The organism is Stenotrophomonas lactitubi, assembly GCF_002803515.1.
GTDB lineage: Bacteria > Pseudomonadota > Gammaproteobacteria > Xanthomonadales > Xanthomonadaceae > Stenotrophomonas > Stenotrophomonas lactitubi.
Genome location: NZ_PHQX01000001.1, coordinates 2,716,342 through 2,731,713 on the forward strand (window position 1 = coordinate 2,716,342; position 15,372 = coordinate 2,731,713).

Here is a 15,372-nt window from a genome sequence, read left to right on the forward strand (position 1 = left end):
ATGGATCCGATTCTGCTCGGCAAAGGCATCACCGACGATGTGGCTGTCACCCTGCTGCCGAAACTCGGCAACCGCCATGGGCTGGTGGCCGGCGCCACCGGCACCGGCAAGACCGTGACCCTGATGACCCTGGCCGAGGGTTTCTCGCGGATTGGGGTACCGGTGTTCCTGGCCGATGTGAAGGGCGATGTGTCGGGGCTGGCGGTGCCGGGTACCGGCGCCGAGAACCTGCTCAAGCGCGCGGCCGAGATCGGTGTGGGCGACTACGCCCCGGCGGCCAGCCCCACCGTGTTCTGGGATCTGTACGGCAAGCTCGGCCACCCGGTGCGCACCACCGTGAGCGAGATGGGCCCGACCCTGCTGGCACGCATCCTGGAATTGAACGACACCCAGGCCGGCGTGCTCGACATCGTGTTCAAGCTGGCCGATGACCGCGGCCTGCTGCTGCTGGATATGGACGACCTGCGCGCCCTGCTCGGCCTGGTGGCCGAGGAGCGCAAGGACATCTCCACCGAGTACGGCCTGGTCAGCGCGCAGTCGGTGGCCGCCATCCAGCGCGCCCTGCTGCGCCTGGCGCAGGACGGCGGCGAGCACTTCTTCGGCGAACCGGCGCTGGAACTGGCCGACATCATGCGGGTCAACCATGATGGCCGCGGTGTCATCGGCATCCTTGCCGCCGACCAGCTGGTGCTCAAGCCCAAGCTGTACTCCACCTTCCTGCTGTGGCTGCTGTCGGAGCTGTTCGAGCAGCTGCCCGAAGTCGGCGACCTCGACAAGCCGAAGCTGGTCTTCATTTTCGACGAAGCGCATCTGCTGTTCGACGATGCACCGCCTGCACTGGTACAGCGCATCGAACAAGTGGTGCGGCTGATCCGTTCCAAGGGCGTGGGCGTGTACTTCTGCTCGCAGTTCCCGGACGACGTACCGGCCAACATCCTCGGCCAGCTCGGCAACCGCGTGCAGCACGCGTTGCGCGCATTCACGCCGCGCGACCAGAAGGCGGTGAAGACCGCCGCCGAGACCTTCGTGCCGAATCCCAAGCTGGATGTGGTGAAGGTGCTCAGCCAGCTCGGTACCGGCGAGGCGCTGGTGTCCACGCTGCAGGACAAGGGCGTGCCGATGCCGGTGCAGCAGACGATGATCGCCCCGCCGCGCTGCCGCATGGGACCGGTCACCGAGGCCGAACGTACGCAGGTGCGGGCCGGCAGCCCGGTCGGCACCCGCTACGACACCGCCATCAACCGCGAATCAGCCGCCGAACTGCTGGCCCAGCGCGCGCAGAAGGCGGTTGAGAAAACCGATGCGCCGGCCGCACGCAGCCGTGAGCAGGACGAGGCGCAGGAAGGCGGCTTCGGACAATCGATCAAGGACGCGATCTTTGGCACCAAGCGCCGCCAGGGCATGATCGAGACGATGGCCAAGCAGACCACGCGTACGGTCGGTACCAAGCTGGGCAACCAGATCGTGCGCGGCATCCTCGGTGGCATCTTCGGCGGCAAGCGCTGAGAACTCCGGCAGCACCTTCGCGGCGCGCCGGCAGCGGCGCGCCGTATTTGTTTCATTCCGTACGAGAAGCCGCATTACATGTCGCGTTGGCGTCCCCCCGCAGAAAAGAGCACCGCGCTGATCACCGCAGCCGGCCATGCACGCTTGAAAGCCGAGCTGGATGAGCTGTGGCGGGTACGTCGACCCGAGGTGGTCAAGGCGCTGGCTGCGGCCGCAGCCGAAGGTGATCGCTCGGAGAATGCCGAATACACCTACCGCAAGAAGCAGCTGGGCGAGATCGATCGTCGCGTGCGCTACCTGACCAAGCGCCTGGAATCGCTGCGCGTGGTCGACACCACGCCGACCGATCCGCAAGCGGTGTTCTTCGGTGCCTGGGTGGAGCTGGAGAACGTGGACAGCGGGCAGACCAGCCGCTACCGCATCGTCGGGCCGGATGAGACCGATGCAGGACTGGGCTGGATCAGCATCGATTCGCCGTTGGCGCGGGCCTTGTTGAAGAAGCGCCTGGATGATGAGTTTTCGGTGGAACTGCCCAGTGGTCATCACACCTTTGCGGTGATCGATGTCGAGTACGAGACTGCGGCCAAGGGCTGAGCCTCTGCCGGGCAGCAGCGCTCAACGAGCACGGGCTCGGCTCTACTGGAGCGGCAGCGGCGGCGGATAACGACGCCCTTCGCGCAGTGGGCGGAAATAATCGTCGTTCGCGTAGAAGGCTGGTGCCTGATCGGCGTGCCAGCCCGGAATGCCTGCCAATGGCAGCGGGCGCAGCTCCAGAGGGTCGAGCAGCACTCTGCCCTCGTCGATGGCCTGCGCGACCACATCGATGCAGCCGGCATCGTCATCGCCCTGCAGCACGATGCATTTACCCACCAGCAGCCGGCCCGGCAGCAGCGCCTGTTCCATCAAGGCATGACCAAATACAGCGGCAATGGCGATCCGCCCTGACTGCCAATGGCTCGGTTCGAACAACGCGCGCCAATCGTGAGCATCCCAGGCTGCCAGTGATGCCCGGTCGCGCACATGCACCACCACGCCGGTTTCATCGAACTGGGTCAGCGCAGCCTGCGCGCGGTTGCGCTGTCCGGCGGCCATGCGCTCGATGTGCCGGCATTGCTGCGCGTTGAGTGCGCGCTTGATCGGCAGGTAGCGTGCCCAGGCCAGGGCATTGAACAGGTCGTGCCAGTTGTCGGCACGGGTGGCGATGCGCCCTTCGGCGATGCGCGTTTCATAGTGCAGGCCATCGGCCAGCAGCGCCGCATCCTGTTCAACAATGCGCTTGCCCGGCAGCGCCAGGCGCGCGTCCAGGTCGGACACGCGCGGCCAGTCCGCTGTGGTCAGCAGATCAACGAATTCGGCGATACCGGCAAACACCGGATGATCGAACGCAGACCGATCCACCGCCGCGCGCAGCGGTGCCACGAAGCGGCGGGGGCCGCCATCAGCAGCCTCCGCCCCGGTCACAGCACCTTGAGGTCGAAGGCCGGGCGCGTGGTCGGCGGCAGTGCATCGCCGTAGAGGTCGTGCTCGTCGCTCTCGGTGATTTCCACGTCGACGAACTCACCCACGCGCAGCGCCACCTGGTCGGCGTTCTGGATATGCACCAGACCGTCGATTTCCGGCGCATCGGCCTTGGAACGGGCCACGGCGATATCGCCTTCGATGGCATCGACCAGGCATTGCTGCACCGTGCCGATCTTGGCTTCCAGACGCGAGGCCGAAATCTGCGCCTGCTTTTCCATGAAGCGCGCCAGTCGTTCCTGCTTCACTTCTTCCGGCACCGGGTCCGGCAGGTTGTTGGCCGTGGCACCCTCGACGGGCGAGTAGGCGAACGCACCGACGCGGTCCAGCTGCGCTTCGTCCAGGAAGGACAGCAGCTCTTCGAACTCGGCCTCGGTCTCGCCCGGGAAACCGACGATGAAGGTCGAACGCACGGTGATGTCCGGCGCGATGCGGCGCCAGTTCTGCACGCGCTCCAGGGTCTTTTCGACCGCGCCGGGGCGCTTCATCAGGCGCAGGATGCGCGGGCTGGCGTGCTGGAACGGGATGTCCAGGTACGGCAGGATGCGGTTCTCGGCCATCAGCGGCACCACGTCATCGACGTGCGGATACGGATAGACGTAGTGCATGCGCACCCACGCATCCAGCTCGGACAAGCCTTCGCACAGTGCCTTCAGCCGGGTCTGGTAAGCCTTGTCGCGCCACATCTTCTCGGCGTACTTCACATCCACGCCGTAGGCAGAGGTGTCCTGCGAAACCACCAGCAGCTCACGCACACCGCCACGCACCAGGCGCTCGGCTTCTCGCAGCACGTCATCCACCGGGCGCGAGACCAGCTTGCCGCGCATCGACGGAATGATGCAGAAACTGCAATGGTGGTTGCAGCCCTCGGAAATCTTCAGGTAGGCGTAGTGGCGCGGGGTCAGCTTGATGCCGTAGTCCGGCACCAGATCCACGAACGGGTCGTGCTTGGGCGGCAGCGCCGCGTGCACGGCCTCCATCACGCTCTGGTAGTCCTGCGGCCCGGACACCGCCAGCACGTTCGGGTATGCCTCACGGATCTGCTCCGGGCGCTTGCCCAGGCAGCCGGTGACGATGACCTTGCCGTTCTGGTTCATCGCCTCGCCGATCGCATCCAGCGATTCGGTCACCGCCGAATCGATGAAGCCGCAGGTGTTGACCACCACCACATCGGCCGAATCGTAGGACGGGACGATGTCGTAGCCTTCCGACCGCAGCTGGGTAAGGATGCGCTCGGAATCGACGAGGGCCTTCGGGCAGCCAAGGCTGACGAAGCCGACTTTGGGGTTCAGCTGGGACATGGAATCGCGGGACTCTGGGGGCCTGGGCCCCTGCCGGCATGGCAGGGGGACCTGGGGGCCGGGGCCTGAAAGGGCGCCAGTATACCGGGGTTGGGCCATGGTCCCTGAACTGCCGCGACAGCCCCTTGTCCGCCCCATCCCGACCTTTCAGGACAGGGCGGAGGGCAATTCGTCCACTTCCACCGGCTCGAACCGATACAGCCCCCCGAACTTCAGGGCGTAGGCATCGGCCGGTGCCACCGGAATCACCATCTGCGGCGGGACCGCCTCCCCCTCCGCGCGGAAGTGCAGGTTGACCACGCCGGGTTGCTCCACGGCGCGGGTAAGCAGGACAAGTCGAGCATTGAATTTCATGAGAACTCCAGGAAAAAAAGAGGCCGCTTTCACCGGCGGCCGATACGGTTGACAAGCTGGGCGTCTGCCGTCGCCGGCAGACGCCCTGTCACCACACTCCCATGCGCACGCGCAGACGTCCGGCTTCGTCGAAGACACGCCAGTTGCCGTCGCTGTACTCGGTACGCCGGCCGCCGCCCGGTGCGCTGACGCTGAATGCATCGGCCACCACGTCGAAGCGCGAGACCAGACCATTGGAAGCCAGCTGCACGCCCCCTACCCTGCCGTCGGCGCGGACGTTGACCGACCACTGTGCGGATGACTCGGTGCCACCTGCTGACCAGGTCGGTGGCGTAGTTGCTGCCGCATCCACCTGGCTGAGCATCGGGCGGAAGATCCAGAAGTACGGGTTCTCCTCCCCCGTGCCGAGGAGGATGATGCGGAAGCGCGCAAAGGCCGCATTCGCTGGCGCTTTGGTGATCAGGAACGGGCGCGACAGCTTGTCCAGAGTGACGGGGCCCCCTACGTAATTGCGCACGCCCGGACTGTGCACCAGACCAAGGTGATTGCCGGAGGCATCGAAAAACGTCAGTTCAACCTTGCCTTCGACGCGATGCGTGTTCATCCAGCTCGAGGCGCAATAAGTTTTACCCGCCTCGACGGCGATGTCGTACTCGGTGCCACACCAGGACACTTCGCTGGGTGACACCACCCCGCCAGTCCGCGACCCCAGGCCGAACACTCCCCGCGGACTCCAGTTGCCATCGCCAGTTGGATCACCCAGCTCGATCCAGCGCCCATTGGTGTTCCCCCCCCATCCCCAGCCCGAGCGCTGCCAGAACGGGAAGGTGGTGTTCATCAGCAGGTTGCCGCCCGAACCGAGGTTCTTGACCTGCGCCTGCATGCTGGTGACCACGGCAGCGTCCGCCTTGCCGCCCAACGATGCCTGCACGCCATCCACGCGCCCGGACAGTGCCGTCAGCTGTGTTCCCTGCTGGCTCACTTGGCTTTTCAGCTGCGAGAAGCCGCTGGCCGACACATCGCCCACCTGCGTCTTGAGCTGGGTCAGGTCACGCGCGGTGGTGTCCAGCTTGCTGCCCTGCTGCGCAACGGACGTGCTGAGCCCGCTGATCGCCGAGGCGTTGGCATCATTGGCCAACTGATCGGTGATGTCGTACACCTGCACACTGTCCACGCGCACCTGGCCATTGTCCGGATAGGCATACACATTCAGCCGCCACGCGTCGATACCGCTGTTGAACGCATCGAAATCGAACGTGCGGGTCTCGAATGCCTCCACAGCGAACACGGCACGCAGGTCCTGGTTGGACTGCTGTCCGGCGACGCTTCTGCGATACATCCGCACCATCAGGTTGTTCGCCCCACCTGCGCCACAGGCACGTACGACCACGCGCAATCGACGCATACCATTGATTGGCACCCACTTGCCACCATTAGGCTGCAGCGTGGGATTCACACTGGTATATCGATTGAGCAGCACGCCCGGACGGCCGTCGCCGTTGACCGTGCTCCACACTGCACCGTTGGCGGCTGCCGATGCGGTCCAGCCTCCCAGGCCCTCTGCGAAATCGGGATTGGGCAGCAGGCCGCTGCCGGTATTGAGCACTCCCTTCAGGCTGCTGGAAAGATCAGTGACCTGCTGCGCCTGCGCATCGACCCTCGCCCCCTGCTGATCCACCTTCGTGGTCAGCGCAGTGACCGCCGTTGCCGTGGCGGCGGCGCTCTGCTGGGCGGCGTAGGCATCGGTGACATCGATCATGCGGATATCATCAACCTGTACGCGGACCCCCACTTCCCGTGCGCCATTTCCGCCCGGGATACTGACGAGCATCCGCCACTTCGCGGCAGAGGCCGCAGTATCCATGTAGCCGCTGACCTTGGTCCATGCATCCTTGCGCAGGGAGGCCAGTGCATAGGCCTGCAATGGCCACAAGCTTTCCGCGTTGGCTTCGTTGGTAGTCTGCCAGCCCACCCGGATGGAACCTCCGGTCGGCTGGATGCTGTCCGGATGCAGGCGCGCGTAGTACTCCACGTAGATGCGACGATTGCCGGTGATGGGGGTCCACTGGCCGACGTACATGTCCGCGTTCGTGCTCTGGCTGGTGTTGGCTGCGACATTCACGTCCAGGCCCCGCTCACCGGTCCGGCGCGCATCGGCGCGGGCGGTGTAGATCGTGCCCGCCGCACTCGCCAGCAGTTGGCCGTCCTGGAAGGTTTCGAACGATCCCAGCGGGAACAGGCTGTCGCTTCCGTTGAGAATCGACTGCACATCCGACTGCAGCTTGACCACATTGGCCGCGCTGCTGGTGATGCGGTCGCCAAGCTGCACCACGTCGGTGCGCAGGTTGGAGATCGCCGTGGCATTGCCGGCGATGTCCTGTGCATCGGTGATGTCGTAGAACTCGACGCGGTCGAACAACACCTTGCCATTCGCATTGGTCAGATGCACCTGTGGCATCACTTCATTGCGGTCAAGCCCCGTCGACCACTCCGCCGTGTACGTTTTCCAGGCACCGTCGGCCAGGTTCAATGTCACGTCCGCATGGCTTTCGCCAACGCCCGTGGTGCGCACCCTCAGGCGACATACCAGCGTCGCCGTCGCGCCATCGAAGGCACGGGCGATCATCACCATCCGGTACCGGCGTGACTTGCCGGCAGCCACCGGCAACCAGCGCGCATCATTGGCTGTGATTGCCGGGTTCTGGCCGGCCTGCGGCCCGTGCGTCATCAACAACGCATCGCCGCCCTGGCCAGAGGCCTTCACCCACTCCACGGTGTTGGCCGGCAGCGTGCGGGTCAACGTCCACCACGCGGCACTGCCGGCGAAGTTGCTGTTGCGCAGCAGGTTGTCATTGCTCACCACGGACGTATCGATTCGTGCACCCAGACTGGTGATGCTGTCCGCCGCAGATGCCAGATCGGTACCGAGCTTGCCCACATCGGTGCGCAGCCCGGTCAGTGCTTCGGCATTGGCCCGCGAGGCACGGTCGAGCGCCGACGAGTCCTGCGATCCGGTCGGTACACCATTGAGCAGGGTGATGGTCATTTCCACCCACATGCCAACGCGGCTGGCATCCAGCGCGGGCGGAGACAGGATCTGCCTGCCGCCACCGGCGCCACTCTTCCTGCGCCCGACCATCACCAGCATCCGTCCGCCGGAAAGCGCCACAAGATTCTCCTGCGACAGACCGGCATCAAGCAGGCGCGTGCGCAGGCCGACGGTGTCGGCGTTGGTGCCACTGCTGATCGCCCCCACCGCGTCAGACGTATAGGCGATGAAGTACTGATTGTCCTTCAGGGTCTCGTCGTACCAGGCGTTGAAACGGGCCGATTCAGCCTGCAGATTGCCGTACGTGTCGAACACGGCGGTACTGCTGATGCTGTTGTCCGCATTGATCACCCCTACCCGCAGGCCGCGGTTGGCCCCCATGCCGGCCACGATGCTGCCGTTGGCGCGGTAAACACCCGATGCACGCGGTCCACCTGTGGGCCAGGCGTTGATGTGCGCATTGGCAATGATGTTGTAGGCCACCATGTTGCCGATACCGGACGCCAGGCGTGTCACATCCTCGGCGGCGGTCGTCAGCTTGCCATCGATCTGCTCCACCTTGGTCGACAGACCCGTGATCGCCGAAGCATTCGCATCGGCGTCGGTCACTTCCTCCACCCACAGGTCATCCAGCCACAGCGTGCCGGCCGTGCCGTTGCGATTGATCGTGACCTTGATGCCCTGCACCGTGCCGGAGGCCGGCAGGTTCACCAAGGTCTCGGTTTTCACCCAATCCACGGACCTGGGGAACGAGGCTGTCGCAGCCACCATCAGATTGCCATTCTGGTCGCCGATACGAAGCTTGGTATTGTCGGCCGTGCCATCGAAGTCCTCGCTGGTCCGCGTCCAGCAGGAAACGCGATAGCGGCGCCCGGCCGTCAAGGCAATGAACCGCCCTTCATTGACGGCCGCGCTGACCACCGTGTTGACGCCACCGGCATAGGGGCCGGCCTTCCAGCACAGGCTGTTGCCACGCCCCTCCCGCACCACCGATGCAGCCGTTGTATTGGAGAAGGTCCAACCTTCGGGGCCCAGGTTGAAGTCACCATTGAGCGCGAGGTTGCTGCCCGCCCCCATCACCGCCTCCATCCGGCTCTTCAGCTGCACCAGGTCCTGGCTGCTGGTGGTGACTTTGCCGTCAAGTTGCCCCACTTCCGACTTCAGCGCATTGAAGGCACTGGAGCCGACCTTGTCACCCATCGTGGCGTCCAGGCTGTCCACACGACGTCCCAGCGCGGTATCGGCAGTGACCATTGCCTGTTGCAGGCTGCTGACGCTGGCATTGGTAGCCACCGCGCCGGTACCTGCGGGCATGCGTGCCTGCAGTGCCTGGATCGATTGTGCGTTGACCTGGTCGCCGCTGAGCCGCGCGGACTTCTCCGCCGCGATCAGGCCCTGGCTGACGCCCGCCAGATCGCCTCCTTCGTAACTGCCTCGCAGCTGCACGCCGAGCGTCTCTCGACGACTGGCCTCGCTGGAATCGGCTGCGATGCGTGCACTGGCTTCGTCCTGCAGCATCGCCACCGATGCGCCCGGTGTCGGTCGGCCGATCGCCACCCAGTCCAGCAGGAAGTAGTGGGCATCGGTCTGCGCCTTGGACAGATCCAGGCGGATCTGGTCGACCACGGTTCCGTTCCACGGAATGTTGTCCACATCCAGCGTGGCGATGCCATTGCTGTCATAGCCCGGCTCTGCGAACTGCACCGTGCGCGCGTCGTCCCACGACTGGCCGGGGCCGTTCCACAGCAGTCGCCCGTCCCAGGCAGGACTACCCACCTTGCGGATGCGCAGCTTGACGAAGCGGTGCGCCGCGCCCTGGACGTCCTGGCCACGCGGGCTGGTCACGAAGGCATCGCTGGCATGGTTGGCCGGGCGCAGCCAGCCATCCACCAGCGTGGGACTGCCACCGTTCGCGCCCCATCCTTCCACGCTGCTGTCGAAGTACCAGATGCGCTTGCTGTCAAACTGCACGCCACTGCCGGCCGACAGCTGGCTCACCATCCGCGTGAGATTCTCGACATCCGACCGGCGTTCGCTGGTTTCGCGGGTCACCGCCGTGGTCAGCTCGGTGCGGGTATTCAGATCGCCTGCAGCGCGGTCCAGCACTTCGCGTGCCAGGCCATCGGTGCTTGCCTTGATCGCCAGCGCCTGCTGGTCCAGCTGCCCGGCCTGCTGGGCAAGGTGCGTGGCACTCTCGGTGATCTGTCCCTGCAAGCGCAGCGATTCACTGCGCAGTGCTTCGGCCGCCTGGGTGGCGTTGGCCAGGTCGTTGTCGATGCGGGCAGTGATTTCCTTGCCCAGATCCTGCTTGACCGACTCCACCACGCCACCGATTCCCTCCAGCGTCTGCCCGACGTTGCGGCCAAGCGCACGTCGCACGTAGCGGGCGGCCGTCGACAGTACGCCCGAGGTGTTGCGACTGCGGCAGGCAAAGGTCCAGCTGCCCGACGCCGGCAGCACCGCTTCGATCGCGGCAGTGAAGAAGCCACCCGCATCGCCGAGCGGTGTCATCTGCTCCCACAGCGGGTTGTCGATGCTGCCCACGGTGTAGCGGATTTCCACACCGGCGAAGTCGGTCGATTGCACCGTATCGCTGAAGAAGCCCCATACGTAGCGGCGCACACCGCCACTGAGCTCTTCGATGTCGAACAGGTCGACCAGGACAGGCGGGGCATCGGCGCCCATCGTGGTGTACTGGGTGGACACCGCGACGCCGGCGCGTCCCTCCGGACTGTACGGACGCACGACGACGGGATAGGTGCCCGCACCGGGGATCGACCAGCTTGCCGAGCGCGTCGTGGTGCGTGCGACTTCCTCCAACGCGGCATTGCCGTCTGGATCGGACAGCACCAGCGTGTCACCCACCGGCCCGCTGATGTCGAAGCTCGCCTGCAGTTCGGTATGGACGCTGCCGCCCTGACTGACCTGCCGTTCGATCACTTTCAGGTTGCTGGCGATCGGCCGGGTCTGCAGCGACGATTCGTTCGCCGGCGGCACGTACTGGCCGGTGCGCACGTAGTGCCAGAACGCGGGCCCTTCCTGCACCACGTCCACCGATGCACCCTTGAGGTCGCCTTCCGGACGGATGCCGGTCACGCGCACGCGGGTACCCGGCGTCTGCTTGAAATCGTAGATCCAGATCGTGTCGTGGGCAGGATTGTTCTCGCTGCTGCCAGGCAGCGACGCGTCGGCCGGCCAGGGATCCGCCAACACCAGGGTGTGGCTCGGCTCACTGCCAGGCACCACGCGCAGTACGCGGTAGACACGCTCGCCCGGGATGCGCAGGCCAATGAACGCACTGCCCACCGCCGGCGGCGGCACCGGCTCGTCCAGCTGCAGCGTGGTCACACCTTCGGCATCGACCGTCGCGCCGATCAGGCGGCCACCGAAGCCCCACTGGGTCAGGTCGTGCTGCAACGCCAGCACCGACAACCGCGAGTAGGCCAGGTGCTCGATGTCGGTGCTGTAGCTGATCGACTTGTACTGATAGACGCTCTGCGCCAGATGCCAACGCGCCAGCATCGCGGCGTGGGCTTCGGTGCTGACGCCCTCGCCGGTGATCTTGGCCGGGTTGAGCATCACTTCCACACCCGGTGCCGGCACGCGCAGCGTCGCCGCCTTCCAAGTGCGGCGGTCCAGATAGCTGTACTCGATGCCGTCGGCGGCATTGGCCAGGGTGTAGTCGACCTGGAACTGGCCCTTCTTGATCGTCGCCATGTTGACTACGCCGGAGAGCGGCTGCTCGTCGGCGGCCCATGCCACGCCCAGGCGACCCTTTGCCCAGGTCACCTGGCCGAAGCCGGCCAGGGCGATGGCATCCAGTACCGCCTGGTGGCTGCGCACTTCGGTCAGCCAGTAGTCATAGCCAAGCGCATTGTCTGCGCAATGCAACATGAAGGCTTTCAGGCTTTCAATGTCGATGCGTCGATCCGCCATGCCCAGGCCGGCGATGCGCTTGCCATTCTCGTCGTTGATGCCTCGCACGTAGGCCAGAATCTGCGCGCCCGGGTTGCTGGTCTCCTCGGTCACCCAGCCAACCGCATCGCCCTTCCACACCGGGATCGGCCGCGAATGGGCCACGCAGCGGATTTCATCCGGGGTGCCGTTGAGCTGGCCGGAGGCCTTCATCTGCAGGCCGATCGCGGGAATGCCGGCATGGCTGGCATCGTCACGCTGCACGCTGACCAGCGTGGTCCAGGTGAAGTTCGCCTGCGCACCGCTGCCATCGGTGTTCTGTCCAGCCACGCGCACACGCACGTCGTACTGGCCAAGCTCCACATCGCGACCGTAGCTCACCCGACGGGCTTTCTGCGTGCGCCCCACAAGGTTGTAGTTGCCGAACAACTGCCAGTTGGTGGTGCCTACCGGGCGGTACTGGATCTGGAGCTGCTCGCGGTTGTCCTTGTCCTTGCCCTTGGAGGTCGTGTCCCACAGACGGAATTCCACGTTCACCTGCAGGCGAAGCGTCTCGGCCGAACTGGTGCGCTCCACCCACGGGCTGGCCACATGCTTGGCGTCGCTGCCGGTATCCAGCAACAGAGCGCCTTCGATCACATCCGCGTTGCTGTAGAGCGGAATCGCTTCGTCCGGCATCTGCGGGAAACCGCGGAACCAGGTGCGCACCCCCTCATAGCTGGACAGCGGTGACTCACCGTTCTGCAGCGCCTCGACACGGCCGACATTGATGCCTGGGCTCAGGGTCATGCCGACGAACTGCTCATCGCCTTCGAACCAGGTATAGGGACGGCTGATCAGATCGGGCGCCACGCGCGTGGAGCCGAACAGCAGACCCAGCGGCTCATAGGCGCGCACGCGGTTGCGAGGCGCAGCCAGCGAATAGGCGGTATCGGCAACACCACCACCACCGGGCCGGGGAGGCTTCGGAGTGAGAACCTTGTTGATCAGCACACTGCCGGCCACGTAGACCGCCGAAGCGGCCAAAGTGCCATAAGTGCCCGCGATCGCTCCCGCACCCCAGGCGGAGCCTGCCGCCAGCGCGCCGATGCCGAAGGTGAAGTAGGTCAGCGCGATCATCGCCACCAGCGGGATCACCGCTTTGCCAACCACGCTGCGCACTTCGATCAGCTGCCCATGCCGCGGGCGCACCTGCATCCACTGCTCACGCGGGACATCGATACCATCCACGCAGACCTGCCAGGCCTGCCCATCGAGGCCATCGATATGGCGCATGAGGAAGGCGTACAGGCTTTCGCCCGGGCGCAGGTCGACCGGTACGTTGCGCTGGCCATCCAGCAGCACCGGATGCGGGGTGATGATGAGGCGACCGTCGGTCGCCGGTTGTGGGGTCAGTTCCATGCGTAGTATCCCTCGATCCTCAGCCCATATCCGGGCAGGTCACGAACGCGGTGCAGCACGCTGCAGCCGTTCGTTTCATTGCTGTGCAGAACCCAGCCCTCGTGGGCCAGGAAAAAGAAAACCCCGGCATGGCCGGGGTTGTGTTGTCCGCGTTCGATCATCAGTACCAGGTCGCCGTCCTGCGGAGGGCCCTCGCGGGCTACCGCCTGCGCGCGCGACAGCGTGCCCAGTTCGGCCGAGCCGCGCCGCCCGCGCGGTCGCCGCCCGGGCAGCTCCACTTCACGGGCGAACAGCGCCCGCTGCACCTGCACCACCAGATCGGCGCAGTCGCACGCGGCTTCGTCATAGGGAATTCCCACCCATCGCTCGACGTCGACCAGGCGCATCAGAAGATCCCCGGCAACGTGAAAGGATTGGCGTGCAGCAGCACGGCCTGCTGGCGCATCAGGAAGTCGACGCCGCACTGGGCGCTGACCGTGCGCGTGTTGACCGATACCTGGGTCATCGGCAGGTCGTACTCGGCCTCGATGGCATCCGGGTTGGCACGGTCGGTCAGCATCAACCGGGCGGTCACCATCTCGCCCGGGGCCAGTGCTTCCAGGTCTTCGGTGAGTGCGCGGCCGATATTGTCGATCACCAGCTGCGCACGCGGAGCCTGCCCGCTGACGTCGTCGGGAAGCTGAAAGCCGAATGGTGCGGCGATGAACTCGCTGCCATTGCTGGTCCAGTTCACGTTGTCGTTGACGATCCGCAGTACTTCCGGCATCGATGGCGCCGACACTTCCAGCAGCATCAGCGGCCCCTGGGTATCGGCCAGGCGCTGGCGACGTTCATGGAACGAGCTCATCGCATGTACTCCAGCACCAGATCACGCTTGGAGAAACGGAACTGGGTGTTGAGCGGCACCAGGCGGCCGATCCCCTGCGGAAAGCGGGCGCTGATCGGCTGCCCGGTCCGCGGGTGCTCCATCGTGAACCAGCCGACACGACCGACATCGCGCAGGTACCACTCCTCGAACGCTTCGGCGTCGGCCGCACTGCGGAACTGCACCGAGGCGTACACATTCTTCATCACCCGGCTGTTGAGCGTGCGCATCTTGCTCGGCCCGCGCTCCATGTCGGTCCGCTCTTCGGACGCGACGATCTCCTCGCCATAGTCGGCGAAACGAATCTCTGCATACTCTGGCCAACTGCTCATCCCACTGCCTCCGTCCATCCATATCGGGCCCGTCCAATGGCGCCCAGCTCGCCACCGTTGAGGCTGTCGCCCACGATGTCGATCACCAGTCGCCGCACTTCGCTGCCATCCGGCATGCGTTGTCGCTCTTCCCGGGTATTGACCCGGCTTTCGCCGTAGTTGTTGATTTCCACGTTCATCCCACCCTCGCCGGCACGGGCGATCGGCACCTGCACATAGCCACCGCTGTCGCCACCGGACAGGCCATTGCCGGTCCGCAGCGACGTGCGCAGGGCGAAGAACGCCGAGGGGCCGCCGAGAGCGGCCATGTCTTCCTGGCTGAGCACGCCCTCGCCCTTGTGGACGATGCCCGCCGGCTCGTGCTTGCCGCCCGGGCCTGTGTAACCGCCGATGGAAAAGGAGGTGGAAATGGCCTCCTTCACCGGGGGACCGATGGTGGCCCCGACGACGGCGTTGTAGACGGTATTGAAAATCCCCACCATCGCCCGCTTGATTGCAATACGTGTCAAGTCGGCGATGATCGAATCGGCCAGTGACCTGAAGGACAACTTGCCCTTGTCCACGAATGTGTAGAGCGCATCCTCGATTCCCTGGAACGTTTTGGCGAACTCTGCCTTGCTCTGTGCTGCGGTATCGGTTGCGGCCTTGGCGTAGTCGGCGTATGCGGAGTGGAATCCTTCCCTGAACTTTTCGGCCTGCTGCCAGGGCTTTCGATCCTTGTCGAAGGACATCGCCTCGACCTTGTCCATCTCCGGTGCCTCGATGGCGAACAGACTCGAATCGTAGGAAATCCGCTCGCGCTCGGGCTGCATGTCCGCCACCAGTTCCGGCAGGCGGGCCGGTCCGTCATCCTGCGGTGATCCGTTGCCGCCAGCACGGCCAGGGGAGCTGGCCAGATGTGCCGCTGCCTTGCCAACGCTCCCGATGGATGCCGTCGCCTGGGCCGCCTGGGCCCGAATGGCCGCGAAATTCTGCGCGGCGATTCGATTGAGCTCATTCATCGCAGTGCGGAATTGCGGTGTGTTGATGCGCGGTGTGATGTCCAAGTTGTGGACTGTAGTGGCCACACATTTCTCCTGTTTGATGAAGGGCCCCATGGGAAGCCCTTGGTTCGTTGGTCCGGTCACCGCT

General features: G+C 65.2%; 10 protein-coding genes. 2 read left to right on the forward strand and 8 right to left on the reverse strand.

The window, feature by feature from the left end:
• Positions 1-1,506: a helicase HerA-like domain-containing protein gene (locus CR156_RS12820; RefSeq protein ID WP_100553117.1), complete on the forward strand. Its 1,506-nt coding sequence runs from the start codon at positions 1-3 to the stop codon at positions 1,504-1,506.
• A 78-nt stretch (positions 1,507-1,584) separates the two neighbouring features.
• On the forward strand, positions 1,585-2,100 hold the full coding sequence (gene greB / locus CR156_RS12825; RefSeq protein WP_100553118.1) for a transcription elongation factor GreB: 516 nt from the start codon (positions 1,585-1,587) through the stop codon (positions 2,098-2,100).
• 42 nt (positions 2,101-2,142) lie between these two features.
• Here the strand turns inward: greB and CR156_RS12830 are convergent, their stop codons facing one another.
• The 8 genes from CR156_RS12830 to CR156_RS12865 all read right to left on the reverse strand — a co-directional run bounded on the left by CR156_RS12830 (position 2,143) and on the right by CR156_RS12865 (position 15,308).
• Positions 2,143-2,925 (reverse strand): DUF3025 domain-containing protein, encoded by a 783-nt coding sequence (locus tag CR156_RS12830; RefSeq protein ID WP_409349552.1) that lies wholly within the window; start codon positions 2,923-2,925, stop codon positions 2,143-2,145.
• 38 nt (positions 2,926-2,963) lie between these two features.
• Positions 2,964-4,325: a 30S ribosomal protein S12 methylthiotransferase RimO gene (rimO, locus tag CR156_RS12835; RefSeq protein ID WP_100553120.1), complete on the reverse strand. Its 1,362-nt coding sequence runs from the start codon at positions 4,323-4,325 to the stop codon at positions 2,964-2,966.
• Between the two features lie 147 nt (positions 4,326-4,472).
• Positions 4,473-4,679 carry a hypothetical protein gene (locus CR156_RS12840; RefSeq protein ID WP_100553121.1) on the reverse strand — a complete coding sequence of 69 codons (207 nt, stop codon included), beginning with the start codon at positions 4,677-4,679 and terminating at the stop codon, positions 4,473-4,475.
• 88 nt (positions 4,680-4,767) lie between these two features.
• Positions 4,768-13,044: a host specificity factor TipJ family phage tail protein gene (locus tag CR156_RS12845; protein ID WP_100553122.1), complete on the reverse strand. Its 8,277-nt coding sequence runs from the start codon at positions 13,042-13,044 to the stop codon at positions 4,768-4,770.
• Positions 13,035-13,430, reverse strand: a complete 396-nt coding sequence (locus tag CR156_RS12850; protein ID WP_100553123.1) for a hypothetical protein — start codon at positions 13,428-13,430, stop codon at positions 13,035-13,037. The genes CR156_RS12845 and CR156_RS12850 overlap by 10 nt, the downstream gene beginning before the upstream one ends.
• A complete protein-coding gene (locus CR156_RS12855) occupies positions 13,430-13,891 on the reverse strand; it encodes a DUF1833 family protein (protein ID WP_032975025.1) in 462 nt (153 codons plus the stop codon). The genes CR156_RS12850 and CR156_RS12855 overlap by 1 nt, the downstream gene beginning before the upstream one ends.
• Positions 13,888-14,241 (reverse strand): hypothetical protein, encoded by a 354-nt coding sequence (locus CR156_RS12860; protein ID WP_100553124.1) that lies wholly within the window; start codon positions 14,239-14,241, stop codon positions 13,888-13,890. The genes CR156_RS12855 and CR156_RS12860 overlap by 4 nt, the downstream gene beginning before the upstream one ends.
• Positions 14,238-15,308 (reverse strand): phage tail tape measure C-terminal domain-containing protein, encoded by a 1,071-nt coding sequence (locus CR156_RS12865; protein ID WP_243381820.1) that lies wholly within the window; start codon positions 15,306-15,308, stop codon positions 14,238-14,240. The genes CR156_RS12860 and CR156_RS12865 overlap by 4 nt, the downstream gene beginning before the upstream one ends.
• Positions 15,309-15,372: the final 64 nt, after the last annotated feature.

Bases quoted from the DNA above. Each gene is read 5' to 3' on its own strand.
- CR156_RS12820 (WP_100553117.1), top strand. From the start codon at position 1: ATGGATCCGATTCTGCTCGGCAAAGGCATCACCGACGATGTGGCTGTC.
- greB (WP_100553118.1), top strand. From the start codon at position 1,585: ATGTCGCGTTGGCGTCCCCCCGCAGAAAAGAGCACCGCGCTGATCACC.
- rimO (WP_100553120.1), bottom strand. From the start codon at position 4,325: ATGTCCCAGCTGAACCCCAAAGTCGGCTTCGTCAGCCTTGGCTGCCCG.
- CR156_RS12840 (WP_100553121.1), bottom strand. From the start codon at position 4,679: ATGAAATTCAATGCTCGACTTGTCCTGCTTACCCGCGCCGTGGAGCAA.
- CR156_RS12845 (WP_100553122.1), bottom strand. From the start codon at position 13,044: ATGGAACTGACCCCACAACCGGCGACCGACGGTCGCCTCATCATCACC.
- CR156_RS12850 (WP_100553123.1), bottom strand. From the start codon at position 13,430: ATGCGCCTGGTCGACGTCGAGCGATGGGTGGGAATTCCCTATGACGAA.
- CR156_RS12855 (WP_032975025.1), bottom strand. From the start codon at position 13,891: ATGAGCTCGTTCCATGAACGTCGCCAGCGCCTGGCCGATACCCAGGGG.
- CR156_RS12860 (WP_100553124.1), bottom strand. From the start codon at position 14,241: ATGAGCAGTTGGCCAGAGTATGCAGAGATTCGTTTCGCCGACTATGGC.